Source organism: Robiginitalea sediminis (assembly GCF_002198115.1).
GTDB classification, from domain to species: domain Bacteria; phylum Bacteroidota; class Bacteroidia; order Flavobacteriales; family Flavobacteriaceae; genus Robiginitalea; species Robiginitalea sediminis.
The window spans coordinates 861,821-886,638 of the sequence record NZ_NGNR01000001.1 but is presented as its reverse complement, the minus strand read 5'-3'; the positions used below and the strand labels follow the sequence as shown (position 1 = coordinate 886,638).

28 protein-coding genes and 2 tRNA genes are annotated in these 24,818 nt (G+C 55.1%); 12 read left to right on the top strand and 18 right to left on the bottom strand.

Going from position 1 to position 24,818, the window contains the following annotated elements; all coding sequences use genetic code 11:
- Nucleotides 1-6 precede the first annotated feature (6 nt).
- Nucleotides 7-477, bottom strand: coding sequence for a CBS domain-containing protein (locus CA832_RS03995; protein WP_088340252.1), 471 nt, complete (start codon nucleotides 475-477; stop codon nucleotides 7-9).
- A gap of 121 nt (nucleotides 478-598) precedes the next feature.
- On the opposite strand from CA832_RS03995, the gene CA832_RS03990 reads away from it, so the two are divergent.
- The 3 genes from CA832_RS03990 (at nucleotide 599) to CA832_RS03980 (ending at nucleotide 4,480) form a co-directional block, all read left to right on the top strand.
- Nucleotides 599-2,881 carry a M28 family peptidase gene (locus CA832_RS03990; protein WP_088340251.1) on the top strand — a complete coding sequence of 761 codons (2,283 nt, stop codon included), beginning with the start codon at nucleotides 599-601 and terminating at the stop codon, nucleotides 2,879-2,881.
- Nucleotides 2,874-3,683, top strand: a complete 810-nt coding sequence (locus CA832_RS03985; RefSeq protein WP_143542329.1) for a Rossmann-fold NAD(P)-binding domain-containing protein — start codon at nucleotides 2,874-2,876, stop codon at nucleotides 3,681-3,683. The genes CA832_RS03990 and CA832_RS03985 overlap by 8 nt, the downstream gene beginning before the upstream one ends.
- 98 nt (nucleotides 3,684-3,781) lie before the next feature.
- Complete coding sequence (locus CA832_RS03980; RefSeq protein WP_088340249.1) at nucleotides 3,782-4,480, top strand: tetratricopeptide repeat protein; 699 nt, start codon at nucleotides 3,782-3,784, stop codon at nucleotides 4,478-4,480.
- 7 nt (nucleotides 4,481-4,487) lie between these two features.
- On the opposite strand, the gene treF is transcribed toward CA832_RS03980, so the two are convergent.
- Genes treF through CA832_RS03965 form a run of 3 tightly spaced genes read right to left on the bottom strand, consistent with a single transcriptional unit; the run spans nucleotide 4,488 to nucleotide 7,074 of the window.
- Complete coding sequence (gene treF / locus CA832_RS03975) at nucleotides 4,488-6,074, bottom strand: alpha,alpha-trehalase TreF (RefSeq protein ID WP_088340248.1); 1,587 nt, start codon at nucleotides 6,072-6,074, stop codon at nucleotides 4,488-4,490.
- Nucleotides 6,075-6,080: 6 nt separating this feature from the next.
- A complete protein-coding gene (locus tag CA832_RS03970) occupies nucleotides 6,081-6,587 on the bottom strand; it encodes a nuclear transport factor 2 family protein (RefSeq protein ID WP_088340247.1) in 507 nt (168 codons plus the stop codon).
- Nucleotides 6,580-7,074 (bottom strand): hypothetical protein, encoded by a 495-nt coding sequence (locus tag CA832_RS03965; RefSeq protein ID WP_088340246.1) that lies wholly within the window; start codon nucleotides 7,072-7,074, stop codon nucleotides 6,580-6,582. Before CA832_RS03965 ends, CA832_RS03970 begins: the two co-directional genes overlap by 8 nt.
- A 63-nt stretch (nucleotides 7,075-7,137) precedes the next feature.
- Here CA832_RS03965 and CA832_RS03960 point away from each other — a divergent pair, with 63 nt between their 5' ends.
- Entirely contained in the window at nucleotides 7,138-8,085 is a 948-nt protein-coding gene (locus tag CA832_RS03960) for an NAD-dependent epimerase/dehydratase family protein (protein WP_088340245.1), read from the top strand.
- A gap of 3 nt (nucleotides 8,086-8,088) precedes the next feature.
- Here CA832_RS03960 and rimK read toward each other — a convergent pair whose 3' ends face one another.
- From rimK to CA832_RS03930, 6 genes are all read right to left on the bottom strand, one after another.
- A complete protein-coding gene (gene rimK, locus CA832_RS03955) occupies nucleotides 8,089-9,468 on the bottom strand; it encodes a 30S ribosomal protein S6--L-glutamate ligase (protein ID WP_088340244.1) in 1,380 nt (459 codons plus the stop codon).
- A 75-nt stretch (nucleotides 9,469-9,543) separates the two neighbouring features.
- A complete protein-coding gene (locus CA832_RS03950) occupies nucleotides 9,544-9,963 on the bottom strand; it encodes a VOC family protein (protein ID WP_088340243.1) in 420 nt (139 codons plus the stop codon).
- 17 nt (nucleotides 9,964-9,980) lie between these two features.
- On the bottom strand, nucleotides 9,981-10,280 hold the full coding sequence (locus CA832_RS03945; RefSeq protein WP_088340242.1) for a hypothetical protein: 300 nt from the start codon (nucleotides 10,278-10,280) through the stop codon (nucleotides 9,981-9,983).
- 1 nt (nucleotide 10,281) lies between these two features.
- Complete coding sequence (locus tag CA832_RS03940) at nucleotides 10,282-11,256, bottom strand: deoxyhypusine synthase family protein (RefSeq protein WP_088340241.1); 975 nt, start codon at nucleotides 11,254-11,256, stop codon at nucleotides 10,282-10,284.
- Nucleotides 11,246-12,178, bottom strand: a complete 933-nt coding sequence (gene speB, locus CA832_RS03935) for an agmatinase (protein ID WP_088340240.1) — start codon at nucleotides 12,176-12,178, stop codon at nucleotides 11,246-11,248. Before speB ends, CA832_RS03940 begins: the two co-directional genes overlap by 11 nt.
- A complete protein-coding gene (locus CA832_RS03930; protein ID WP_088340239.1) occupies nucleotides 12,175-13,644 on the bottom strand; it encodes a type III PLP-dependent enzyme domain-containing protein in 1,470 nt (489 codons plus the stop codon). Before CA832_RS03930 ends, speB begins: the two co-directional genes overlap by 4 nt.
- A gap of 413 nt (nucleotides 13,645-14,057) precedes the next feature.
- Here CA832_RS03930 and CA832_RS03925 point away from each other — a divergent pair, with 413 nt between their 5' ends.
- A complete protein-coding gene (locus CA832_RS03925; protein WP_233131729.1) occupies nucleotides 14,058-14,774 on the top strand; it encodes a hypothetical protein in 717 nt (238 codons plus the stop codon).
- A gap of 6 nt (nucleotides 14,775-14,780) precedes the next feature.
- Here CA832_RS03925 and moaC read toward each other — a convergent pair whose 3' ends face one another.
- A complete protein-coding gene (gene moaC, locus CA832_RS03920; RefSeq protein ID WP_088340238.1) occupies nucleotides 14,781-15,209 on the bottom strand; it encodes a cyclic pyranopterin monophosphate synthase MoaC in 429 nt (142 codons plus the stop codon).
- A 4-nt stretch (nucleotides 15,210-15,213) separates the two neighbouring features.
- The gene (locus CA832_RS03915) at nucleotides 15,214-15,657 is read right to left on the bottom strand and encodes a molybdenum cofactor biosynthesis protein MoaE (protein ID WP_088340237.1); all 444 of its coding nucleotides are present in this window, start codon (nucleotides 15,655-15,657) and stop codon (nucleotides 15,214-15,216) included.
- A 152-nt stretch (nucleotides 15,658-15,809) separates the two neighbouring features.
- Here CA832_RS03915 and CA832_RS03910 point away from each other — a divergent pair, with 152 nt between their 5' ends.
- The 5 genes from CA832_RS03910 to CA832_RS03890 all read left to right on the top strand — a co-directional run bounded on the left by CA832_RS03910 (nucleotide 15,810) and on the right by CA832_RS03890 (nucleotide 18,922).
- Nucleotides 15,810-16,103: a GIY-YIG nuclease family protein gene (locus CA832_RS03910; RefSeq protein WP_158211876.1), complete on the top strand. Its 294-nt coding sequence runs from the start codon at nucleotides 15,810-15,812 to the stop codon at nucleotides 16,101-16,103.
- Nucleotides 16,104-16,260: 157 nt separating this feature from the next.
- Nucleotides 16,261-16,554 (top strand): GIY-YIG nuclease family protein, encoded by a 294-nt coding sequence (locus CA832_RS15295; RefSeq protein WP_088340235.1) that lies wholly within the window; start codon nucleotides 16,261-16,263, stop codon nucleotides 16,552-16,554.
- A gap of 72 nt (nucleotides 16,555-16,626) precedes the next feature.
- A tRNA-Arg gene (locus CA832_RS03900) sits at nucleotides 16,627-16,698 on the top strand.
- A 358-nt stretch (nucleotides 16,699-17,056) separates the two neighbouring features.
- A tRNA-Arg gene (locus CA832_RS03895) sits at nucleotides 17,057-17,128 on the top strand.
- A gap of 381 nt (nucleotides 17,129-17,509) precedes the next feature.
- Nucleotides 17,510-18,922, top strand: coding sequence for a DASS family sodium-coupled anion symporter (locus CA832_RS03890; protein ID WP_233131728.1), 1,413 nt, complete (start codon nucleotides 17,510-17,512; stop codon nucleotides 18,920-18,922).
- 32 nt (nucleotides 18,923-18,954) lie between these two features.
- On the opposite strand, the gene CA832_RS03885 is transcribed toward CA832_RS03890, so the two are convergent.
- The 5 genes from CA832_RS03885 to hypB are packed head-to-tail and all read right to left on the bottom strand — an operon-like array spanning nucleotide 18,955 to nucleotide 22,916.
- A complete protein-coding gene (locus CA832_RS03885; RefSeq protein WP_088340233.1) occupies nucleotides 18,955-19,527 on the bottom strand; it encodes a RidA family protein in 573 nt (190 codons plus the stop codon).
- A 41-nt stretch (nucleotides 19,528-19,568) separates the two neighbouring features.
- Entirely contained in the window at nucleotides 19,569-21,314 is a 1,746-nt protein-coding gene (locus CA832_RS03880) for a tetratricopeptide repeat protein (protein WP_143542328.1), read from the bottom strand.
- 12 nt (nucleotides 21,315-21,326) lie between these two features.
- Nucleotides 21,327-21,989 (bottom strand): GNAT family protein, encoded by a 663-nt coding sequence (locus tag CA832_RS03875; RefSeq protein ID WP_088340231.1) that lies wholly within the window; start codon nucleotides 21,987-21,989, stop codon nucleotides 21,327-21,329.
- 3 nt (nucleotides 21,990-21,992) lie between these two features.
- Nucleotides 21,993-22,259 carry a HypC/HybG/HupF family hydrogenase formation chaperone gene (locus tag CA832_RS03870; RefSeq protein ID WP_088340230.1) on the bottom strand — a complete coding sequence of 89 codons (267 nt, stop codon included), beginning with the start codon at nucleotides 22,257-22,259 and terminating at the stop codon, nucleotides 21,993-21,995.
- A 12-nt stretch (nucleotides 22,260-22,271) separates the two neighbouring features.
- Nucleotides 22,272-22,916 carry a hydrogenase nickel incorporation protein HypB gene (gene hypB, locus CA832_RS03865; protein WP_233131727.1) on the bottom strand — a complete coding sequence of 215 codons (645 nt, stop codon included), beginning with the start codon at nucleotides 22,914-22,916 and terminating at the stop codon, nucleotides 22,272-22,274.
- 33 nt (nucleotides 22,917-22,949) lie between these two features.
- Here hypB and CA832_RS15170 point away from each other — a divergent pair, with 33 nt between their 5' ends.
- A complete protein-coding gene (locus CA832_RS15170; protein WP_233131726.1) occupies nucleotides 22,950-23,213 on the top strand; it encodes a hypothetical protein in 264 nt (87 codons plus the stop codon).
- Here CA832_RS15170 and hypA read toward each other — a convergent pair.
- Nucleotides 23,191-23,532 (bottom strand): hydrogenase maturation nickel metallochaperone HypA, encoded by a 342-nt coding sequence (hypA, locus tag CA832_RS03860; RefSeq protein WP_158211875.1) that lies wholly within the window; start codon nucleotides 23,530-23,532, stop codon nucleotides 23,191-23,193. The two genes, CA832_RS15170 and hypA, sit on opposite strands and share 23 nt — an antisense overlap.
- A 148-nt stretch (nucleotides 23,533-23,680) precedes the next feature.
- Here hypA and CA832_RS03855 point away from each other — a divergent pair, with 148 nt between their 5' ends.
- On the top strand, nucleotides 23,681-24,805 hold the full coding sequence (locus tag CA832_RS03855; RefSeq protein ID WP_088340227.1) for a hydrogenase small subunit: 1,125 nt from the start codon (nucleotides 23,681-23,683) through the stop codon (nucleotides 24,803-24,805).
- Nucleotides 24,806-24,818: the final 13 nt, after the last annotated feature.

Sequence of the window (24,818 nt, the reverse complement as noted above, 5' to 3'; positions counted from 1 at the left end):
AGGGGCCTATTTCCAGTTATGGGCGCTCAGTTTGAGGGCAGCGACAACAATGTCTTTCCGGCTGATCTGGCCAATGAGCAGGCCGTCCTGCATGACGGGTAAGCGGCGGCGGTTGTTTTTGTGGAAGACCCCGGCGGCATCGAAAATGGTCATATCATGCGGGATGGTCTCCACCTCCTTGGTCATAAAACGCTCCACGCTTTTATCCAGGATGGGTTGGTTGAAGTACCTGCTTTCCGAGATCTGCTTCATGCAATCCGCCTCGGAAACGATGCCCACCAGAAACCCGCTGTCGTCCAATACCGGCCCGCCGGAAATGCGGTGCTTGGCAAAGGCCTCCATTACTTCCAGAATAGACTGTTCCGGGTGGAATGTCACGAGTTTCTTACTCATGTAGTCCGTTACCAGGATGGGGGCATCGTACTCTTTTTTGGACACCTCCTTGGCCCTGCGGCCTTGAAAACTCTTGATTGCCATGGACTTATTTTTTTAGTTGCGGTCTATGTAATATAACATTTTCCACGGATTTGGGTGAAACAATTCGACAAAAAGGGGGTGCGCATCAAATTTTCATACATTTAATTACCCAAAAACCGATATGAAACCCACCACCGCCCTTATTTGTTTTTTCCTGCTGGCCCTGATGGGCGTAACCGCCTTCCGGGCGACCCTGCCCACTTACCGCCCTGACGCGGATGCCCCACAAACCGAATTCGCCACAGACCGTGCCCTGGAGCATGTGCGCAAGATGTCGGAAAAGCCGCATGGGGTAGGGTTTCCGGCCCATTCCGAGGTACGGGAATACGTGGTGGAGTCCCTGGAAGGACTGGGGCTGGAAGTATCCTTGCAGGAGGGCTATACCGCCGGGGACTGGGGAAACCTGAGCCGGGCTGTAAATATCCTGGCGCGTATCCCAGGCAGCAGGGAAGGGAAGGCACTGGTGCTGATGTCCCACTACGACAGCAGCCCCCATTCTTCCTATGGGGCCAGCGATGCCGCGAGCGGGGTGGCTACCATCCTGGAAGGGCTCCGCGCCTATTTGGCGGCCGGAAACACCCCGGAGAACGATATCATTGTCCTGATTACCGACGCGGAGGAACTGGGCCTGAACGGGGCCGACCTTTTTGTGAATAACCACCCTTGGGTACGGGACGTGGGGCTGGTGCTGAATTTTGAAGGACGGGGCAGTGGGGGCCCTGGTTTTATGCTGATAGAAACCAACCGGGGCAATTCGAGGATGATAGCGGAATTCAGCGCTGCCGACGTCACCTACCCGGTTGCCAATTCCCTGGCCTACAGCATCTACAAAATGCTACCCAACGATACGGACCTGACGGTCTTCCGGGAGGATGCGGATATTGAAGGATTCAATTTTGCCTTTATAGACGACCATTTCGATTACCACACGGCCCTGGACCGGGCCGACCGCCTGGACCCGGAAACCCTGGCCCACCAGGGCAGTTACCTGATGCCCCTGCTGGAGCACTTCAGCCGGGCAGACCTGGGCCAGATGAAATCCCTCAACGACGATGTGTATTTCAACCTCCAATACTACGGCCTGGTCTCCTACCCCATGGAGTGGTCCTGGGCCATTTTGGCCCTGGCCACAGCCTTCTTCCTCGTGGTAGTCATCCGGGGGTTGCTGAAAGGACGACTTAAAGGGAAAGCCATCGCCATGGGGTTCCTACCCATGCTCCTGAGCCTGGCCTTCAATGCCCTTACAGGATTTTATTCATGGCCCTTTCTGAAGGCCCTGTACCCGGCCTACGGGGACATCCTGCACGGGTTCACCTATAACGGGCACCTGTATATCGCGGCATGGGCGAGCCTGGCTGTGGGAAGCTCCTTCCTGATTTACCGGGCCTTCGGCAGGCAACACGGGGCTGAAATCCTGGTGGGCCCTGCTTTTTTGTGGCTGGTGGTTTGCGGCGCCCTAACCCACTATCTCCCGGGGGCAGCCTTCTTTATTATTCCCGTCCTGGGGCTGCTGATGGCCCTAATGATCTCTACCGAACAGGAGAATGCCAACCCTTATATCCTGACCGCCCTGGGGCTTCCTGCCCTGTGGATGTTGCTCCCAATGGTTAAGGTATTCCCCGTGGGCCTGGGCTTGAAAATGCTGGTGGCGGCTTCCGTGATGACCACTTTGATCTTTTTCCTGCTCCTGGGGCTCCTGCGCCAATTCCCGCACCAGAAAAGGTGGGGCTGGCTCGGGATATTAGGGTGGGTACTGCTCCTGTTGGCGGCCCATTTCCAGAGTGGCTTCGACGCGGACAAGCCCAAGCCCACCAGCCTGCTGTATGTCTATAACGCAGATACAGGAGAAACTCAGTGGGCTACCTACGAGCAGGTACCTTCCGACTGGACCCGCGCCTACCTGGGGGAAAACCCGGAACCTCCGGCCCCTTCAAAAACCAATACCCTAAGCAGCAAATACGGCACCGGGTTCTCCTATATGGCACCGGCACCTGCAAAGCCCATTGCGGAACCCGGGGTTCGCATCCTCTCCGACACCACTGCCGGAAAGGTCCGACAGGTTACCCTTGAAATCCTGCCCAACAGGGAAGTCAACCGCCTGGAGGTTTTCACACAAGATTCGCTATCGGCTGCCTCGGTAAATGGAATCCCCCTGTCCTCCTATTATCTGGAAAACCGGAGGAACGGTAAACTGGTAACACACTACATCAGCGACAACGAACCTACCCGGCTCTTTTTGGAAACGGCTGCCGGCAGCCCTATGGAGCTCCAGCTCTACGAGGCCTCGAACGCCCTGCTCTCCCACCCGGAGTTCAGCATCCCCCCACGTCCGTCCCACCTGATTCCTATGCCGTTTGTCCTGAACGACGCCATTCTGGTGCTTAAAACCATCCGTCTTGAATAAGTTGGTGGGTGTCATGGGTTGTGGATGGCTGGGGGAGCCCCTGGCGGCGGAATGGGTGCGGCAGGACATACCGGTACGGGGGACCACCACCCGTGTTTCCAAGGCCGAAAACCTGGAATCTCAGGGGATTGACCCCTTTGTTATACGGTTGGGATCGGGAGGGTTTGAGGGCCCCTGGGAAAGCTTTTTTGAGGGACTGGATACCCTGGTATTCAACATTCCCCCAGGGCTCAGACGCAATCCTGAATGCGACTACCCTGCGCGCATCCGCCATTTGTATTCAGCCCTGGAACGGTTTAAAACACCGCGGCTTATCTATGTAAGCAGCACCTCTGTATTTGGCAGCCACCAGGGCCGGGTTGACGAATCCACTACGCCCCAGCCGGACACAGAGAGCGGAAAGCAACTCCTGGAGGCAGAGTCCCTGGTGGGCAGCTTGAAGGACTGCAATGTCCTGACCGTCCGCTTCGGGGGTCTCTTTGGACCCGGCCGCCACCCCGCTGCCTACCTGGCGGGAAGGACCGGCTTGCAGGGAGGAGCAGACCCGGTAAACCTCATCCACCTGGAAGACTGCATGGGCATCCTGCAGGAGGCACTTGGCCACCCTGCCTGGACCGGCGTGGTCCATGGGGTGTATCCGGACCACCCACCCAAAGCGATTTACTATGGGCGGGCAGCACGGGAAATGGGACTTCAGCCCCCTGTTTATAAAGCTTCCGGACCACCTGATTCGGACGCCAAATGCGTCGATAGTAAAGTCTTGTCCGACAAGGGCTATCAATGGCGACATCCGCTGGGATAAGCCCCTGGGGCCTTTGTAAATTCCGCAGGGCAAACCTGTTACCGTTGTCTGGAATCGGAAAAATACCGTAGTTTTGCCCTCCTACCAATGATATGACGATGAAACGATTCACTTTGGCGCTGGTAATGACCCTGGTCGCCGGTTCGCAACTGCAGGCCCAGGATGGCCTGAAGGCCCATTACGAGGCCTATTACCTGCAAATGAAAAAGCAAGGGGATGTCCGAGGGGTCATCAATGCCCTCACCCACCTGAATGTATTGGATCCCTCCGTAGCCCGCAGGGATACCCTGGCGTATGTGTATGCCAACAACGAACAGTATATGCAAGCCCTGAACCTTGTCGGGGTGGAATTCAATGGTAATGATTCGGATATAGCCCTGCAGGTAAAAGCCCTGGCGTTAAAGGCCCTGGAGCAGCCCAACCGGGCCCTGCTACACTTTCAGGAAATGTTCAAGCGCAACCCGAACCCGTACCTGGCCTATGAGATCGCCGACCTGAAAATCCAGGTCGGGGAGAATGCAGGGGCCCTGACGGATATCGAATATGGCGTGGCCAATGCCACCCCGGAAATGAAATACGCGTTTTACGAGCGCCAACAACCTTATGAGGTATCGCTAAAGGCAGCGTTTATACACCTCAGGGGTCTGGCCCAGTACAACATGAATAAGAATAATATCGACAAGGCTATTGCGAGCTTTGACGAAGCCCTTGCCCTGGACCCGAATTTCAACCTGGCCAGCCTGAGCAAGCAGGCCCTGGAGTCCCGAAAAGGGCAAGCCACAGAGAACCAGGATTAAACCCGGGCTACTGCGGGCCTTCCAGCAGTTCCCGGAACCCGAGGGCTACCCCGTTGCTCCATCCGAACCCATCCTGGGTTGGGTACTCCCCACCGCCGGAAAGCAGGGTGGTATCGGCAACGTTGTATTTTTCCATCATCTTGCCGGTATCCCCGTAAACTTTTCGGTTTAGTCGGAGCCATTGCTGCATAATCTGCTGGGCTTCCTGTTCGAAGTCGAAGCGTTGCAGGCCCCTGACAGCCATCCATTGCAGTGGTGCCCACCCGTTGGGTGCATCCCATTGCTGCCCGGAGTCCCTCAGGGTAGTGAGCAACCCACCGGGCTTCAGGAAGTCGGCCATCAGCCGGTCGCGGACGGCAGTAGCCTGCCCTTCGCTGGCCATCCCGAAATACAAGGGGAAAACCCCTGCCAGGGTAAGCTCTCCGGTTAACTGCCCATCGGTAAAATCATAATCCATGAAGAATTCGGTTTGGGGGTCCCACATCCGGTTGCGAATAAATGCGGCCCGTTTCAGGGCGCGATCCTGCAGCTTTTCCGCTTTCTCCTGCTGGCCGTTGCGCAAGTACCCCTCGGCCAGTTGCATTTCCATAAAATGCATCAGGGCATTGAGGTCTACCGGTGCCAGTTCTGTGGTTTGGGTGGAGGCAAATTCCCCTTCCGTTTCATACCAACGCGTGCTGAAGTCCCAGCCTGAAGCGGCCGCCGCCCGCAGATTGGCATAGAGCTCCTGCTTCTCCGCTTCGGAAGCGAGGCCAGAGGCCAGGTGGAAATCCTCGGCATAGGATTCCGGCCTCGGGGTGGTCCCGCTGTCCCAGTAGCGGTTCAGCAATGTATCGCCCCCCATGGATATCACCCGCATGGTGGCCTCCCCGGCCTGCAACCCGTCGGCGCCCTCCATCCAGTAGGCATACTCCTTCTCTATCTGTGGCAGGAACCTTTCGGCTACTGCCGGGTCCTTTTCAGACAATAGATCTACCATCATACTGAAAAACGGGGGTTGGGACCGTGTCAGGTAATAGTCCCGGGTGCCATTGGGGATAAATCCAAGGGTGTCGATCAGGTAGGCAAAGTTATCCAGCATATCCACAGCAAGGTCTTCCCGCCCATCCGAAACCAGGCCAATCATGGTAAAATAACTGTCCCAGTAATAAATCTCCTTGAACCTGCCCCCGGGCACCACATAGGGTTTTGGAAGGGCAATTCTGGAGCTCAGCGGGTTGGGCATATCCGGACCCCGGCGCAACACCTCCCACATGCCGCCTATATGCTCGTGCATGGTGCGTGAGGTATCGGTTTCAAAAGCCTGCTGCTGGGAAGGCTCGGCCGAGAAGTGGGCATCTACAAAGGCTTTCAGGTCGAACCCGGGCTGGCCCTTCTGCTGCAGGTACAGGGCTTCGAGCTCAGAGGCCGGCCGGTCACGCAACAGGTCCACAAAGGTTTTGGAGTCTGCAAAATACTGTTCCAGTTGGATAGCCTTGAAAACCTCCGTCTCATAGAAGGATACAGGGGTGGCCGGGGCTTCGGGCGTGGTGCGGCACTGGGTCAGCAACAAAGCAATCAGGGCCAGTACCGAAAGGACTTGTATACGTTTCATCTGGGTCTAGTTTTTGGGTTGGAGCCCGGTGAGGGACCGAAGGGTGAGGCTGTCTTTTTCACGTTTGAGGGCAACGGCGCCGTCTACCTCCTCATTGGGCATGGTCATGGAAAGCACATAGTGCGCGATGCGCCACCCGTCCTCGGTTTTCACAGCAACCCCGGAGCCCCGGCAGAGTTGCATCCAGGTATCGAGCAATTCATCGAACCACGCCACCTGGCCGGATTCCGAAAGGTAGATATTGCGTTGGACCGCCCTGAAAGACCAGGCGCGTCCCTGGTCGAAATAGGGTTTGGAAAAGGACATAAAGGCATCCTTGTCCCAATTCTCGGAGGCATCGGTTCCAATGAAAACAGAATTGGGGGCCATTAAGCCGAAATAGCCCTGGAAATCGGCATCGGCGGCCGCCTGGTGCCATTGGGTCAGGAGTTGGTCAATGGCTGTCTTCTCCGGGGTTTGGGCGTGTAGCGTCAGGGAAAGGAACAGCGCCACCAGCGCAGCTGCTTTAGTCATCTTCGAAGAGTTTAGGGTCCAGATTACTGTTTACAATGTGGTTCAATTGGTCGCGCAACGCATTGTAGGCCGCTGCCGCTTCCGCGAGCACCGGGCCATAATCGGTCCGGTAATGCAGGGCTGCCTGGGTTTTGAGCAGATAGGTTTTCAGCACCTTCAACCGGCTGCGGACCGAAGGTTGTTCAAATTTGGCAGGGATGGCGGCCGTTTCGATTTCCACAATACGGGCCAGTACCTCCTCGAGTTCCAGTCCGAGTTGCTCGGGGCCTTCGGCGGCCAGGAGGACGTCCATGCGGGCTTCCAGGCTGCCGAATTCCGACCAGGTTTCCGCAATAGCCCGGGCATTGGGGTTAAGCTGCACAGGGTCGGGGAGGGTAACCGGGCTCTGAACCGCATCCTGAGGGGCGTTTTCGGCAGGGGCTTCCCCACCTCCCCCGCAGGCGGATAGGAGGGCAAAAAAAACGGTCGCAACAATGGAATTACGCATAGAGCGAATGTACAAATTTTACAAAGAGTTATCTTTGACTCCGGAGCCGAGAATCCCTCCTTTATGGCAAAAACTATCCTTATCCTTGGCGCTTGCGGCCAGATCGGAACCGAACTGACATTAACCCTGAGAAACCTTCACGGAAGCGAGAGGGTTATTGCCAGCGATATCCGCGAGGGCGGGGAGGAATTGATGGCCTCCGGGCCGTTTGAGAGCCTGGATGCCACAGACCCAAACGCCCTGGAAGATGCCGTCATGCACCACGAAGTGGAGGAAGTCTACCTGATGGCTGCCATGCTGAGCGCCACGGCCGAAAAATTCCCGGACCGGGCCTGGCACCTGAATATGACCTCCTTGTTCAACGTGCTGAAACTCGCAAAGGAAAAGATGATCGACAAGGTCTTCTGGCCCTCAAGCATTGCAGTCTTCGGGCCCAACACCCCCAAGGACCGGACACCCCAGTCTACCATTATGGAACCCAGCACCGTATACGGGATCAGCAAACAGGCCGGGGAGCGGTGGTGTGAATACTACAACCGGAAATTCGGGGTGGACGTCCGCAGCCTGCGCTACCCGGGCCTGATCAGCTGGAAAACAGAACCGGGGGGCGGGACCACAGACTACGCGGTGGAAATCTTCCACCATGCCCTCAAACACAAGTCCTATACCAGCTTCCTCTCAGCCGGCACGGAACTGCCCATGATGTACATGGACGATGCCATCCGCGCGACCATCACCCTGATGCGGGCAAACCCGGAACAGCTACAAGTGCGCTCTTCCTATAACCTGCAGGCCATGAGTTTTACCCCGGACCAGCTCAGCGCTGCCATCCGAAAACATATCCCTGACTTCCGGATCCGTTACGAGCCGGACTACCGCCAGGCTATTGCAGACAGTTGGCCCGGCAGCATAGACGATACGCCCGCCCGGGAGGATTGGGGCTGGGAGCCGCAATTCGGCCTGGAGGAAACCACGGCCATCATGCTCAAAGAACTGGGAAAACGGTCCTGAACCTTACAGGCTGACCTCCCCGGGCTGGAATTTGAGCTTACGCTCGATGGCCCGGATCATGATATCCGCAATATCCTTCCCGGTAGCCTGTTCGATCCCTTCCAAACCAGGAGAAGAGTTCACTTCCAGCAACAGGGGGCCCCGGTTGCTTCGGATGATATCGACCCCTGCGACGGATAGATTCAGGATACGCGCTGCCTTAACTGCCAGTTTACGCTCCTCCGGGGTGATCTTGATCTTTGAGGCCCTGCCCCCCTGGTGGATATTGGCCCGGAATTCGCCCTTTTCGGCCTGGCGCTGCATGGCGGCGACCACCTTGCCATCCACCACAAAACAGCGGATATCCTGGCCGTTGGCCTCCTTGATGAATTCCTGCACCAGGATATTGGTCTGGACGCTTTTAAAGGCGTTAATAACGCTTTCCGCAGCCTTGTTGGTTTCGGCAAGCACTACCCCTTTGCCCTGGGTGCTCTCAAGCAGCTTGATAATTAGCGGCGCCCCGTTGACCATCCGGATCAGGTCCTTGGTATCGTTGGGGGATTTCGCAAAGCCGGTTATGGGGATGTGGATGTCGTGTTTGGAGAAAAGCTGGGAGGCAAAGAGCTTGTCCCGGCTCTGGGTTATGGCCTCCGCAGAGTTCAGGCAATAGACGCCGAGATAGTCGAACTGGCGGATCAGGGCGCACCCATAGAAGGTAACCGCAGGCTTGATCCGCGGTATTACCGCATCGAATTCCCCCAGGATGTTTCCACCCCTGTACCGGATTTCCGGGGCACTGGCATCGAGTTTCATATAGGCCAGTTCCACATTGAGGAAGACGATTTCGTGGCCCCGGGCCTGGGCGGCCTCCACGATGCGTTTATTGGAATACAGGTTGGGGTTGCTGGCCAGCAACGCGATCTTCAGGCCTTCCCGGTCCTTGATGTAACTCGCATACCGCTGCCGGATCTCGGCATCGGAAAAGGCCTGCAGGCCGAAACTGATGGACGGGTCTACCAGGTAGCGCCCGGAGAGGGCTTCCCGGCCCAGGAGCATCCGGTACTCCATGGTATCCCTGCTGGCCAGGGTGAGTTCGATCTCGAACTTGTCCGGACCCAGGGTCACATGGGTGCGGATCACCGGCCGTTCTTCCGATATCCCGATGGAACTCCGGACCACCCTGCGGTCTACCACCCTCGCCTCGCAGGGGATACAGATACTCCGGTTTTCCTGCAGGGGGTTGATTTCAAAATGCACCCATTCCTGGGCATGCCGCATGAAGTAGCGGATATTACTGGCTTGCAAGGAAGAGGTCTTGGCCCCGGAATCGACCCGGGCCTTAACGGCTGGGATCCCAAGGTCTTCAAATACGCACCACTCCTCGCTCCCGGCGATTTTGTTCATTCGCGTTTTAATTTTGGAACTATCTGGTTGGGCGGGCGTCACCGCAAGGGCGGTTGCCCATGGTTCATGGCCCGGTTAGTCTGCAGCAAAAATAGCCCCGGGCTCTGTAAATTGCTTGAATTCCACGAAGTACCCATTTGGATCTTCGACAAAAAAGGATTTGTGGGAACCTGCCTTCTGGCTCAGGAACTGACTGTCTACTGAAAAATGGACCTTATGCCCCTGTAACCGTTCCCTCAGGGCATTCCACTGCGCTTCGCTCACCAGGACCCCGAAATGGAATGCAGGGAGGATGGCGTCCTCAAACTTGTAGGACCGGTAGTGGAACTCGAACGCCCCGGAATTGATAAAGGTGATCTGGTTGCCAAACAGGTCGATATCCACCCATGTTGTAGCGGAGCGGCCCTGTGAGGCGCCCAGCACCTGGGTATAGAAGGCCCTCGTTTTGGAAACGCTGTAGCAGGGCAGGGAAAGGTGGAATGCGGCTTGTTCCATGGCAGGCAGTTTAAAGGCTATTCCTCTTCGGAATCCATGGCAATATCCGGGATGGCGTCGGGGTCGTCGGAATCGTAGTCCGCGTAGTCCTCTTCGTCGTAATTGGCCATGGTTTTTTCGAGTTTCGCGCTGATTTTAACCAGGTATTTGGTATCCGGGGTGGTCACCTCGACGGCCTCCACGCGCTCGCCCACCGCATTGCGGAAGGTGATGATGTCGTCGTCGTCATACCCATCCGGGTACTTCTCCACCAGGAGCTTCAGTACCTCGGGGGTAAGTTTCTTAAAATCTACTATGACGCGCCTTAGATTATCCATATTACATGTTTAAAAGATAGGCAAAAATCAAAGGAGCCACAATGGTTGCATCACTTTCTATGATGAATTTCGGGGTGTCGATCCCGAGTTTGCCCCAGGTGATTTTTTCGTTGGGCACGGCCCCGGAATAGGAGCCGTAGCTGGTGGTACTGTCGCTGATCTGACAGAAATAGCTCCAGAACGGGGTGTCTGTCCGCTCCATGTCCTGGTAGAGCATGGGAACCACGCAGATCGGGAAATCCCCTGCGATACCCCCGCCAATCTGGAAAAAGCCGATGCCTTTTCCGCTATTGGCCGTATACCAGTCTGCCAGGAAGGTCATATACTCGATCCCGGACTTCATGGTAGAAGCCTTCAGCTCGCCCTTCAGGACGTAGGAGGCAAAAATATTCCCCATGGTACTGTCTTCCCACCCCGGGCAAACAATGGGGAGATTTTTTTCTGCCGCGGCATACATCCAGGAATCCTTCAGGTCTATTTCGTAATAGGGTTCCAGTACCCCGGACAACAGCAATTTATACATGAATTCGTGCGGCAGGTACCGCTCGCCTTTGTCGTCGGCCTCCTTCCACAAGTCGAAGATGTGGCGCTGCAATCGCCGGAAGGCTTCTTCCTCCGGGATACACGTATCGGTAACCCGGTTGAGCCCCTGTTCCAGCAAATCCCATTCCTGCTGGGGCGTCAGGTCCCTGTAATTGGGCACGCGTCGGTAGTGGCTGTGGGCCACCAGGTTCATGAGGTCTTCCTCCAGGTTGGCCCCGGTACAGGAAATGATATGCACCTTGTCCTGGCGGATCATCTCGGCGAAGATTTTGCCGAGTTCCGCTGTACTCATGGCCCCGGCCAGGGACACCAGCATCTTGGAACCTTGTTCCAGCTGGGCCTCGTACCCTTTGGCGGCATCAACCAGGGCAGCGGCGTTAAAGTGTTTGTAATAATGGGTAATAAACCCGGAAATGGGTCCCTTAGTAGTCATCGTCATCGAAGTTTGTCGCAAGCCCCGGAACCGATCCGGAATCTGCGGGTTCGTCTTCCTCGGCCTCTTCACCGGAAAATTTATAGGTAAGCATTTTGTAGTACAACTTGGCGGCCAAAAAATCCGGGGCCCGGTTGGCCGGGTTGGGGCAAAGTTCCACCAGGTCGAAGCCCACCACATTCTTCTCCTCGAAGACCCGCCTGAGGAACTCGAGGGTTTCATACCAGAACAGCCCCCCGGGTTCAGGGGTACCGGTAGAAGGCATGATGGATGGGTCCAGGGCATCCAGATCGAAGGTGATAAACACGTTGTCTCCCAACAGGTCTATTACCTTGTCCATCCAGTAATCGTCCGTGGCCATCTCATGGGCGAAAAAGACCTTTTCCTGGTCCATATAGGTCTTTTCGATGGCATCCATACTGCGGATCCCCACCTGTACCAGGTTGGTGGTCTGGGCGGCCTCATGTACGGCACAGGCGTGGTTACAGGCGCTGCCCTCATACTCCTTCCGCAAGTCGGCATGGGCGTCTATCTGAAGGACCGTCAGGTCTTCGAAGCATTCGTTGAAGGCGCGGATGGAACCGATGGAAAGGGAATGCTCCCCCCCGAAAAGGGTTACGAATTTATTGCGCTTGATATACCCCTTAACCGTGCTGTGCACGGCGTCCACCAGGGCCTCCGGGCTGCTGTCTTCCGTGATGGGAGGCGCCAGGTAAATCCCCTGGCGGTAGACTTCGGAATCGGTTTCTATATCGTAGAGCTCCATATTGGCAGAGGCATCCAGGAAAGCCTCGGGTCCTCGGTCTGCACCTTTGCCCCAGGTACTGGTACCATCGTAAGGTACGGGGATCAGAACTACCCCGGCCTTCTCCAGTTGGGCATACCTATCCGGGATGCCCGCATAATTGTTGTTCGGATTCATGAATTCAATGCATTAGGGTTGGCCAATTCATTTTCGGGCATCACCAGGGGTTCTTCCGTTTCGGCATATTCCCCGTCGTACCCCAGTATCCTGAGGTGGTCTTCCGGGCGCTGCTGCCGGCTGAAGAGCCGGTAGGTGATCTGTCCTTCTTCGTCCCGGTCTATCAGCACGTGTTTCGGGTGCGGGATCAGGCAGTGCTGCAACCCCCCAAAGCCCCCGATGGTTTCCTGGTAGGCCCCGGTATGGAAAAAGCCGATGTAAAGCGGCTTGCTCACGTGGTATTTGGGCAGGTATATGGCATTCATATCCTGCTGGCTGTTGTAGTAATCGTCGCTGTCACAGGTAAGCCCCCCCAACAGGACGCGCTCATAGGGGTCATTCCAGCGGTTGATGGGCAGCATGATGAACCGCTTGTTGATGGCCCATGCATCCGGGAGGGTAGTGATAAACGAGCTGTCTATCATGTTCCATTTTTCCCGGTCGTTTTGTTGCTTTTGGTACAGCACCTGGTAAATGGCGCCCCCGCTTTCGCCTACGGTAAAGCTCCCGAATTCGGTAAAGATGTGGGGCGGCGGGATGTTCTCTTCCTCGCATGCCAGGCGTATCTGGTTTACAATCTCGTCTACCATGTACGCGTAATCGTACTCAAAGGCCAGGGAGTTCTTGGTAGGGAAGCCCCCACCGATGTTCAGGCTGTCCAGGGTGGGGCAAATCTTGCGCAGGCGCACATACACCTTAAGACACTTCACCAGCTCGTTCCAGTAATAGGCGTTGTCCCGTATCCCCGTATTGATGAAAAAGTGGAGCATCTTGAGTTCTACCTGCTCCGAATCCCGGATCTGGTTCTCGTAAAAAGGGACGATATCCTTGTACCCGATGCCCAGGCGGGAGGTATAAAATTCGAATTTCGGTTCCTCTTCGGAAGCGATGCGGATCCCCACCTGGAAGGGTTTGTCTATGGCCCCCTCCAAAAGGGACAACTCCTCATAATTGTCGATGATGGGAACACAGTTGTGGTGGCCGCCATTAATCAAACGGGCAATATTGTCGATATACGCCTCCCGTTTGAACCCGTTGCAAATAACATAGGTATCATTATCGATACGGCCTTCCTTTTTCAGGTGCTCCACAATATTGATGTCGAAAGCCGAAGAGGTCTCCATATGGATATCGTTCTTCAGGGCCTCGTCCAGTACATAGCGGAAATGGGAGCTCTTGGTACAATAACAGTAATAGTATTTCCCGGGATAGTCGTATTTGGCCATGGCATCGGCAAACCAGCCCTTGGCCTTGTTGATGTTCTGGGAAATCTTGGGCAGATAGGTAAACTTCATGGGGCTGCCGTAGCGCTCCACCAGGTCATTGAGGGAAACTCCGTTAAACCGGAGCCCGGACTGGTCAAGGTCGAACTCTTCGGTAGGAAAGTAGTACGTCTGATCGATTAGATCGCGGTAAGTAATATTCATGGATGTTGTAATTCAGTGGATCCGTCCGATCCGGTGGCAAAAACAGGGGAAACGCTCCCCGGACTGAGAAGGACACCAGGAGGATACAAATCGCCGCCTGGCAAGGATGGGAAAAGGAATTCCCGGAAAAACAGAAATGCGGAAGTTAGCTTTAAACTCCGGTTGCCTATCCCATAGGCCGCTGACAGGTATGACTTCCTAAATCCTGCCAGCCCGAACATAGAAACACACTTCAAAATGTTCAGCTACGCGCCTGCGGTACATACCGTTTACGCGGGTGCAAATGAAACCTTTTTTTCAAAAAAACAAGCGCGATTGCACATTTTTTTTTAGCCCGCTTCCCAGCGGTGTTTTCTCCTGTTCCCGAACGGAAATATATCGTAAATTCGGGTGGTCCAACTCTTATGTAAATTATGAAATTATTAAATACCAAACCTGCTGCCCTCATACTGGCCCTTCTGACAGCGCCTATTTCCAGCGCACAACTGGAGCCCGGGGTCTATACCGCGAAGGAAACCCTCGATACAGGGGTGCGCCACCACGTCCTGAAAATCTCGGAGGACTACGCCATCTACACCAGTTATGATTCAGACCCGGCCCATTTTATTCAGACCATGGGAGGGTTTTACACCATAGAGGAAGACAGCATGCGGGTAACCCTTGAGTTTAATTCGGATTTCGAAAAAACCGGGGAGCGCCAGCACCATGTCTCCTATGGATTTGTGTCGGGAAACCTGATCTTTAACGGCAATGAAGACCGGCCCTACACCCGGCAGCCCCATTTGTCTCAGGAACTGGACGGGGAATGGCTTTTTGCCACCCGGGGTCCGGACGAGGGACAGGAACGCAGGGGGGATTCCAACCCGCGCAAAACCCTGAAGTTCCTGATGGATGGCCATTTCCAATGGATTGCCTACAATACCGAGACCATGGCCTTTATGGGCACCGGAGGCGGGCGATACGCTGCCATGGACGGGGCCTACACCGAGGTTATCGAATTCTTTTCGAGGGATGACAGCCGGGTAGGGGCAGAACTCAGCTTCCAGTTCGAACGCATGGGGAATGACTGGCACCACAAGGGCAGTAACAGCCGAGGGGAGCCCATGTACGAGATCTGGTCCCTGAGGTAACTGGTCTCAGGACCGGCGGATATCGGATTTACCTCCTGTTTTCTCCACCAACCGGATATTTCGGATTTCGATCCCCTTGTCGAGGGGCTTCAGCATGTCGTAGAGGTTCAGGGCCACAACGCTGGCCCCGTGCATAGCCTCTACCTCCACCCCTGTTTTATAAATCGTAGTGACCCAAACCCGGATGCGGATTTCCAGGCCTTCCATCTGGTAGGTGATCCTGGCTCCCTCAATAGGCAGAGGGTGGCAGTCAGGCAGCAGGTCCGGAGTCTTCTTGATCCCCAAGAGGCCCGCGGCGCGGCTCATTTCAAAAACATCCCCCTTGGGTACCTGGCCGGCTTCAATCGCGGTAACGGTTTTGGAGTCGCTCAGTACCACCAGGGCCTCTGCCACGGCCGTGCGCAGGGTTGCTTTCTTTGCTGTAATATCGACCATAGGATCAGGTATTGACTTTCCAGGTGTAGCCCTGGTCTCCGAAGTGTTCCTTTCCGAATACGGGCAACTCCTTCTTAATTCGTTCCACCACATAGTGCAAAGCCTCAAATACCGGCCCGCGGTGGGCAGAGGATACAAATACAAAAAGGCAGATTTCCCCCGTGGGTACCTCCCCCAGGCTATGGTACACATGCATGCAGCTCAGGTCGAATTTTGAAAAGGTATCTTCCCGGATTTCATACATCTTCTCCAGGGCCATTTCCTCGTAGGCCGTGTAACTTATGGACGTTACCGTTTTACCATCAATCTGGTCTGCCCGTACCTGCCCCAGGAAGATATCGTGGGCGCCTATGCCTGTTTTGCTTTGGTGTTTCGCGATGGATTCCGCGATAAACCCCGGGGTTATAGCCCCGTCCACAAATAGGTTGATCTTTTTCTTTGCCTTCACACGTCTTGCTTTCCCTACGAATTTAGGGAAGTTTTGGAAAAGTATTTTTAAATTCGCACCCCGCTGCGGCCCCGTAGTTCAATGGATAGCCCCGATAGCTATCGGGGGAAGTTTCCTGTCATTTCCTCAGAAAAGTGCCTTACTACGTCTACGTGATACGATCCTTTAAAGACGCTTCCTATTACATCGGCAGCACTTACGATACCCTGAAAAGACTTAAGTGGCACAATGATAAAGACCGCAATCAAGGAAAGTCCCGAAACAAAATTCCCTGGGAATACCACCTGATCCTTGAAGTTAGAAACAAGACCATCGGGCTTAAAATAGAACAACATATCAAGCGGATGAAAAGCCGGCAATATGTTGATAATTTGAAAAAGTATCCCGAAATGCAGAAAAAGCTCATCGACAGATTTGATCAAAAGTCCTTTAACCCATTAGGATAGTCATTAAGAGACAACCACTTTTAAAAAGTATTCATAAATTCGCAAACCCTTTTGTACCGCTTCCAAAAGCTTGGCCCCGTAGTTCAATGGATAGCCCCGATAGCTATCGGGGGAAGTTTCCTTTCATTTCCTGAATAACGTGCCTTACTACGTCTACATGATACGGTCCCTTAAAGACGATTCGTATTACATCGGCAGCACTAGCGATACCCAGAAAAGACTTAAGTGGCACAATGATAAAGGCCTCAATCAAGGTAAGTCCCGAAATAAAATTCCCTGGGAATACTATCTGATCCTTGAAGTTAGAAATAAGACCATCGGGCTTAAAATAGAACAACATATCAAGCGGATGAAAAGCCGGCAATATGTTGATAATTTGAAAAAGTATCCCGAAATGCAGAAAAAACTCATCGACAGATTTGATCAAAAGTCCTTTAACCCATCGGGATAATCATTCAGAGACAACCATTTTTAAAAAGTATTCATAAATTCGCAAACCCTTTTGAACCGCTTCCAAAAGATTGGCCCCGTAGTTCAATGGATAGAATAGAAGTTTCCTAAACTTTAGATCCAAGTTCGATTCTTGGCGGGGCTACAAATAAGCACCCAAACGCCCCGGCACTTGCCGGGGCGTTTTATTTCCGGAGGTTTGCGTGGAAAGCGAGCTTTCCTAAGCAGACCGACGGGAATAAAACCCGGGGTTGCGAAGCAAAACCGTCGTTTGGGTATTTTCAGACTGAGCCCCATTCAAGAACAGCAACCCTGAAGTAGTGCGAAGCGCACTTCAGGGGAAGCTATCTCTTGGCCTACCCCTCCCTAAGCGAGGACGAGAAATAAAACCCGGGGTTACAAAGCAAAACCGGCGTTTGGGTATTTTCAGTCTGTACCCTTCCAAACTCAAAACACTTTTTTATTCCAAAACACAGAAACCTTTTTATCTTTGCACCCCTTGCGGCTCCGTAGTACAATGGATAGTATGTGGGTTTCCGGTACCCAAGATCTAGGTTCGATTCCTAGCGGGGCTACAAATAAGCACCAAAACACCCCGGCAGTTGCCGGGGTGTTTTATTTCCGAAGGTTTGCGTGGAAAGCTCGCTTTCCTAAGCAGACCGACGGGAATAAAACCCGGGGTTGCGAAGCAAGACCGGTGTTTTGGTATTTTCAGACTGAGCCCTCCTTAGGAACACCGACCCTGAAGTAGAGCGGAGCGCACTTCAGGGGAAGGTATCTCCTAGCGGCATCGCCCTGAACAAGGGCTTCCTAGAAATAAAACCCGGGGTTGCGAAGCAAGACCGGTGTTTTGGTATTTTCAGACTGAGCCCTACTGAGCCACGAGCACACTTCCCGGACCACGGTCAGGCTTCTTCCGATTTTCGCTACCTTGGAACGGAATCAACCTTACTACCTTGGAACCTTCCCGGAAGACGCTTTGGATCAAAAGGGCCATAACCCTCATTATTGGTATCCTCATCTGGAACCTGCCGGCACCCTGGAACCTGTCCCCGGAAGCCTGGCACCTTTTCGCCATATTCATTACCGCCATTATCGGGGTGCTCATTGAGGGGCTCTCTATTTTTACCGCCTCCATCCTGGCACTGGTGGCTGTGGTCCTGCTTCGGGTCTTACCGCCGGAAACGGCGTTCTCGGGGTTCTCGGAGAGTTTCATCCTGCTCATCCTGGCTGCATTCCTGGTGGCCAAAGGGGTCATCAAATCCGGATTGGGCAGGCGGATTGCCTTTTTGCTGATCCGTCGTTTCGGGCATTCCACCTTAAACCTGGGGTACTGCGTGGTGGCGACCGACACCCTGCTGGGGCCTGCCATCCCGAGCAATACAGCCCGTTCGGGGATCCTCTACCCCATTACCCACGCCCTGGCCCTCGATACCGGGTCGGAGCCTACCCCGGAGAAACGCCGCAATACCGGGACCTACCTGATGATGACGGCCATTTCGGGGCATACCATCAGCTCTGCCCTCTGGTTTACGGGTATGGCTGCCAACCCGGTAGGGGCTGGCCTGGCCGCCCAATTCGGGGTAACCATGAACTTCGGGAACTGGCTGCTGGTGGCCTCGGTCCCCTGCCTGCTGGCCCTGATCCTGATCCCCCTGGTCCTGTATAAGCGGTTCCCCCCGGAAAGCAAGTACACCCCTCAGGCCCCGGAGGTGGCCCGGAAAGCGCTTCGCGAGATGGGACCCATGAGCCGGCAGGAGTGGATTATGGGAGTCACTTTTTTCGGGATGATCCTGCTTTGGGCCTTCTCCCCCGTCCTGGACATTAACCTGGCCATCGTCGCCTTCCTCGGGCTATCCGTCCTGATCCTGGCCAATGTGTATACTTTGGACGATATCCGCCAGGGTGCAGGGGATGCCCTGGAAACCTATGTCTGGTTTGCCATCCTGTATATGATGAGTACCGCGCTGAACGATATGGGCTTTATGCAGACCCTGGGAGGCCAGATCGCATCCTATATCGGGGGCTTCCACTGGATAACCGTCTATGTCCTCCTAACGGTACTCTATATTCTAATCCATTACCTCTTTGTGAGTCAGACGGCCCATTTGCTGGCGCTGTATGCCGTCTTTTTGCAGGTGGCCGTGGATGCCCAGGTGCCGGCTGCCCTGATGGCCTTTATGCTGTCTTTTGCCACGAATTACTTTGCGGTGGTAACCCCGCAGGCGTCCAGTTCGAATGTTTTGTTTGCGGGAAGCGGTTTTCTCCCCTCTGAGGACATTTACCGGCAGGGTGCCGTTATCACTGTAATGAATACGGTCATTTTCCTGCTTGCCACGCCGTGGATTCTCTGGGCTTCGTCCCTCTAAGTGACAAATTGCTTTAAAGTGGCTACGCAGGCCTACTCGTAAACCTCCACCACCAATTCCACCTCCACGGCAATGTTCCGGGGTAGGGAGCCCATACCCACAGCGGCCCGGGCGTGTTTCCCGTTTTCTCCGAACACCTCAACCATCAGGTCGGAAAACCCGTTGACCACTTCGGGTTGGTTGGTGAACTCCGGGGTGGCATTGACCATCCCCAGCACCTTTACAATCCGTTTTACTTTGCTGAGGTCTCCCAATTCGGCCTTAAGGACCGCCAATTGATTGATGGCCGTAACCCGGGCGGCCTGGTACCCCTCTTCCTGGGTCAGGTCCTGGCCCACCTTCCCGGTAATGTAGGTGCCATCTGCCTGCTTGGGTCCCTTCCCCGCAAGGAAAATGAGGTTGCCGGCGCGTACGGCATTGACGTAATTGGCCACAGGGGTAGCCGCTTCGGGCAATTCTATACCCAACTCCTGTAACCGGGCCTCAGGATTATAGCCGGCAGGCGGGGAATCAACAGGGGCCTCGGTCACCGGACGGTCCAATGGCTGGGCACAGGCCACAACCAGCAGGGCCCACCCAAATAATAAAAGCGATTGGATTTTCATAGGGATATGGTTTCCCTAAAGATACATGCTTTCCGGCAACATTAGTCCTGCAAAGCCGGGTCCCGGAAACTGTCGGAGGAAGGGAGCTGGTCTGCTGTAATCCTCCCGTGCCGGAGCAGGCTCCAAAGGTCCCGGTTTATGATGGCCCCGTAAGACTCCCCGGAAGGGTGCGTCTGGTTCCAAAGTTCCCGGTACATGGTGTTGGCTTTGTCGGCCTGGCCTATCAGCAGGTGGCAATGGGCCCTGTTGCAAAGCACAGCCCGGGGGTGTACCTCAAAAGCTGCCGCCTCGTCCAGTAGGGAGAGGGCCAATTCAGGGTTTCCCGATAAAGTCTCCAGCCAGGCCATGTTGCTCAGGGCCAGGACAAGGCCTTCAACTGCCTGGGGGTGCGCTGTATAGTTCTGTTGAACCCCTCGCCAAATATCCAGAATCCGGGCCTGATAGCCTTTTTTTTCAGCTACCTCAAGGGTGCTGTCAATCTCCTCCATCAAGGCTTGTTGTTCCTTGCGGGCGGCGCGGATAGCAATCCCGGATTCATCAAGGTTGGAGAAATAGGACGTAAGGAGTTCCAGGTCTGCCTTCATATTGCGGATTACCGGACCTCCCTGCAGGGCAGCAAGCCAGCCTTGCAGGGAAGTGGAAAGTTCCATTGCCCGTTCCCGGTACCCACTGAGCTCAGGATCTTCCAAACGTTCCCGGTAGAGTTCGAGCAGGTTCATGGCCGTAGAGCCAAGGTCTGCAGTGAAGGTTCCGGGAGCCGCCTCCTCCAGTTTCCGCCTGGCTTCCAGGGCGTGGTCGAATGCCTGCTCTGCAGCCTGCCAGTTGCGCAATTCGGCCCAGTATACCCCGGCGTTGTGCCAGGCAGTGGCCCTGTAGTGCGAATACTGCTCCGGCTGCTTTGCGCTGAGGTCCTCATAAATGTCGAGTGCCTTCTGGTTATAGTCCAGGGCTTCTTCGAAGTGGCGGAATTTTTCTGCAAGCAAAATTCCCATCCCGGAGTAGGACTGGGCCAGGTAAGGCAGGAATACCTCCGGCCGGTCCGCACTTAGTTCGCCATAGGATTTTATCGCTTCCCGGTAACATTCCGATGCCCTCTCATATTGCTCAGCGTCCCTTTCCGCAAGGGCCAGGTTGTTCCAGGTGGCGGCAAGCATGGGAAGGAAACTTTCCCTGCCGGAACCCGGGTTGGCTTCCAGCAGCTCCTTGTACCTTTCGCATGCACGGGTGTAATGGACGCGTGCATCGAAGGCATTGAACTCCTCCATATACACACCCCCAAGTTGGTAGCGGGCCAGGGCCCTCATTTCCTGGGCCTGCTGCCCAGGTTGGCCGTTGTAAACCTCCAGGGCTGCTTTGTAATCCTTTTTGGCAAAACCGAATTTTTGCAGGGCTTCATAGGTACTGCCCCGCGCCATGAGGGTGTTTCCAAGGTGCATCCGATACTGGTCATTCCCCTTGCCCAAATCGGAATACAGGGCCAACGCCTGGTCAAAACATTCGATGGCCTCCTTTGGCCGGGAAGGGCGGAGGAGTTCCCCCAGGTTGTTACAAGTCGATGCCCGGTAGGCCCGCTCCCCTTCTGCCAGAGAGTCCAGGAGTTCCCGGTAAACGGCTTCTGCTGCTTCCCGGTCCTCCTCCCAGGCCAGCAAATGGGCCAGGGTGGTTGCCACCTGGACGCGGTTTATGGTTTGGGGTTCCTGTAAAAGCAGGTCGCGACAAAAGGACGCTGCCTCTGAAAACCGCCCTTTTTGGGTCAGTGCCTGAATGGTTTCCTGAAATGTTTCCATGGTTTTGTCCAATTAGTTAGCTGCATCGGATACAGCTGCCATACGGCAGCGGCCGACAAATTCCAGTCTCGATAGGGTATCGTACTCCAGCCCGGCATCCCGGGCGGTTTCTTTATGCATATCCATAAGGGTTACCCCCATTTTGCGCAGTTGCCCGGCAGCACTGGCAATGGCCAGGGTGTCTACCCCTTCCCGGGTGGCAACCGCATACTCCCCATGGCAGATGCTCCCGGAAATCACGCCGAAAAAACCGCCAATAAGCATGTCCCCGTCCCAGACTTCCCGCGTAAAGAGCCGGCCCTTTGCCTGCAGGGACATAAAAATCCGGTACATGCGTTCGGACAGCCAGGAAGGGTACATTGCCCCTTCCTTGTTATGGCTTTCCTGGCACAGGCGCAAGAGGGCTTCAGGGGCGTTGTTCCCGGTAGTGGTCCATGGAGATGGGCGGACTGCTTGTTCCAGGTCCACAGCGTCTGTATACAGTACGATCCGAGGGTCCGGACTCCACCAACGCACGTGCTTCATGGGGTGGTGCCAGTAGAAGATGCCGCCCTGGTAGGCCTTAAGCAGCAACGCTTCCGTCATTTGCCCCCCAACAGCCAACAGGCCTTCCGGGTCTGCAAAATGGGCAGGCGGAAAAACGGGGTTTTCTTGTTGGAGTTCGAAATATGGCATGTCTCAGGCCTCCGGGGGTTGAGGCGGTTCCAGTTCATCTAGTTCGCCCAGCTGCCGGAGCACCTCGAAGGTCTTCCTGGCCTCTTCCTCGTTGACCACGGCAATGGCGGCGCCCACGTGGACCATGACGTAATCCTCCACGCGGGCTTCGGGCACCAGGGTCAGGTTTACTTCTTTGACCACGCCGTCGAAAGACACCCGGCCCAGGCGGAAGGTATCGTCCAGGACGGAGGTGATTTCGATGAGTTTACCGGGAATGGACAGACACATGGCCGAAGGTTTCTAAGGGTTGCGTTGGCTCCTGAGCCAGTTGTACCACTGCTCCATGCCCTCGCCCTTCAGGGCGGAAACCTCGAAGAATTTCAGGTCGGGATTCACCTGCAGGGCATAGTTCTTCAAACGCTCCAGGTCGCATTCCAGGTAGGGCAACAGATCCGTTTTGTTGATCAGGCAAATCTGGGAGGTGTGGAACATGTCCGGGTACTTGATGGGTTTGTCCTCCCCTTCCGTAACCGAAATGATCACCACGCGGGCCTGTTCGCCCAGGTTAAACATGGACGGGCAAACCAGGTTGCCCACGTTTTCGATCATCAGCACCCCGTCATTGGCAATATCCAGCTGCCGGACCGCCTCGTAGATCATGTCGCTTTCCAGGTGGCACCCTTTGCCGGTATTGATTTGACGGACCGGCACCTGCAGGGCTGCAATACGCTCGGCATCGTTGGTGGTTTGCTGGTCGCCCTCAATTACGTAGAAGTCCATTTCCTCTCCCAGGTCCCGGAGGGTTCGCTCTAAGAGGGTGGTTTTACCAGACCCCGGGGAACTCACCAGGTTTAACGCCAGGATGTTCCGGGCTTCAAAATAGCCCCGGTTCCGGGCAGCCATCACATCGTTTTCCCGCAGGACATCCTGCTCTACCGCTACCACCCGGCTGCGGACCGTATCCGTTGCATGATGTTCATGGGGGTGCGCATGGGTATGTGCGTGGTGATGGTGGCTATGATCGTGGTCGTGGTGATGATGATCATGGTGGTGGTGATCGTGGTGATGATGGTCGTGACCATGCCCGTGATGGTGATGGTCGTGACTGTGATCGTGATGGTGGTGGGGATGGTTACCCAAATCCGGGCTCAAAATCCGAACCCCGTCTTCCCCGCTTCCGCAACCGCATGTTCCGCACATGATACTACTTTATTAAGGTTTAAACCACTTCCAGCGCCTTAACGCGCAATTCCTTTCCCTTCTCGATAACCTTGAGGTTACTGCTGCACTTGGGGCAGGGCTCGTAGAGCTGCTGCAACCCGAACCGGGTTTGGCAATCCATGCAAAGCGCTTCCCCGCGAATGACGGCTATGCGCTTTTCTGCCTGTTCCAGCACCGTATCTTTCACGGCCACGGGCCAGACAAAATCGAGGGAATCGAAGGCGATCCCGGCCAATTCCCCGATTTCCATCTCGATCACCTCAACACGGCTCGCCCCAGCCTTCCGGGTCTGGTCCTCTGCAATCTTTACAATGCCCATGGCGATGGAGAGTTCGTGCATGTCCCTGGTTTTCAGCAATTGGGATATCTTCCAATAATACAGGTTTCCCCATCCAAAAAACCTGATAAATATCATTTCTCGCCCAGTTAGGTACTCCTACATTTAAGGAATTCACCCTCAAGACATCCTTTAACCAACTGGTAATCAAATGGCTTTTGAAAGAACCCCTCAGGAAACCTATTACGAGAGCATCATCAGGCAAGGCTACTCGCGCAGGGATTTCATGAAATTCGCCACCTACATTGCAGCCTATATGGGTCTGGAGACTTCCATGATCGGGCAGGTGGCAAAATCCCTTGAAACTACGTTCCGGATCCCCGTGATCTGGGAGCACTACCAGGAATGCACCTGCTGCAGCGAATCCTTTATCCGCTCGGACCACCCGATTGTTTCGGACATTATCCTGGACAAAATTTCCCTGGATTACACCCTTACCCTCATGGCAGCCTCCGGCCACCAGGCCGAAGCAGCCAAACACGCCACCATGGAGAAATACAAAGGAGAGTATATCCTTTGTGTTGAAGGGTCTGTCCCGCTGGGGGACGACGGTAACTACTGTTGTATTGCAGGGCGGTCCGCCAAGGAACTGCTACTGGAAGCGGCGGAAGGGGCCAAAGCCATTATTGCATGGGGAAGCTGCGCTTCCAACGGTTGTGTGCAGGCTGCCTACCCGAACCCAACCGAAGCCACCCCCATCCACAAAATCATTAAGGACAAGCCCATCATTAAGGTTCCGGGGTGCCCGCCCATCGGAGAGGTCATGGCGGGGATCATTGTCCACCTGATTACCTTCGACCGCCTGCCGGAACTCGACAACCTGGGACGGCCCAAGGCATTCTACGCCAAGCGGGTGCACGACAGCTGCTACCGCCGGCCATATTACGATGCAGGCCTGTTTGCCGAAACCTTCGACGACGCCAATGCCAAGGAAGGGTATTGCCTTTATAAGGTAGGCTGCCGCGGCCCGATGACCTATAATTCCTGTGGCACCATTAAATGGAACAACGGGGTGAGCTTCCCCATCCAGTCCGGACATGGCTGCATCGGCTGCAGCGAGGAGGACTTCTGGGATAATGGCCCGTTCTACGAACGGCTCACCGGGCTCGCAGGCTTCGGTATCGAGTCCTCCGCAGATACCATCGGCAAGGTGGCCGCCGGCGCCCTGGCCGGGGGTCTGGCCGCCCACGCCATTGCTGCGAATATTTCCAAACGCAAGCAACTCAAGGAAAGTATCAAGCTCGGCAAAGAGAACGAAAAACGCTTTGAATCCTAACACCCGCTAACGC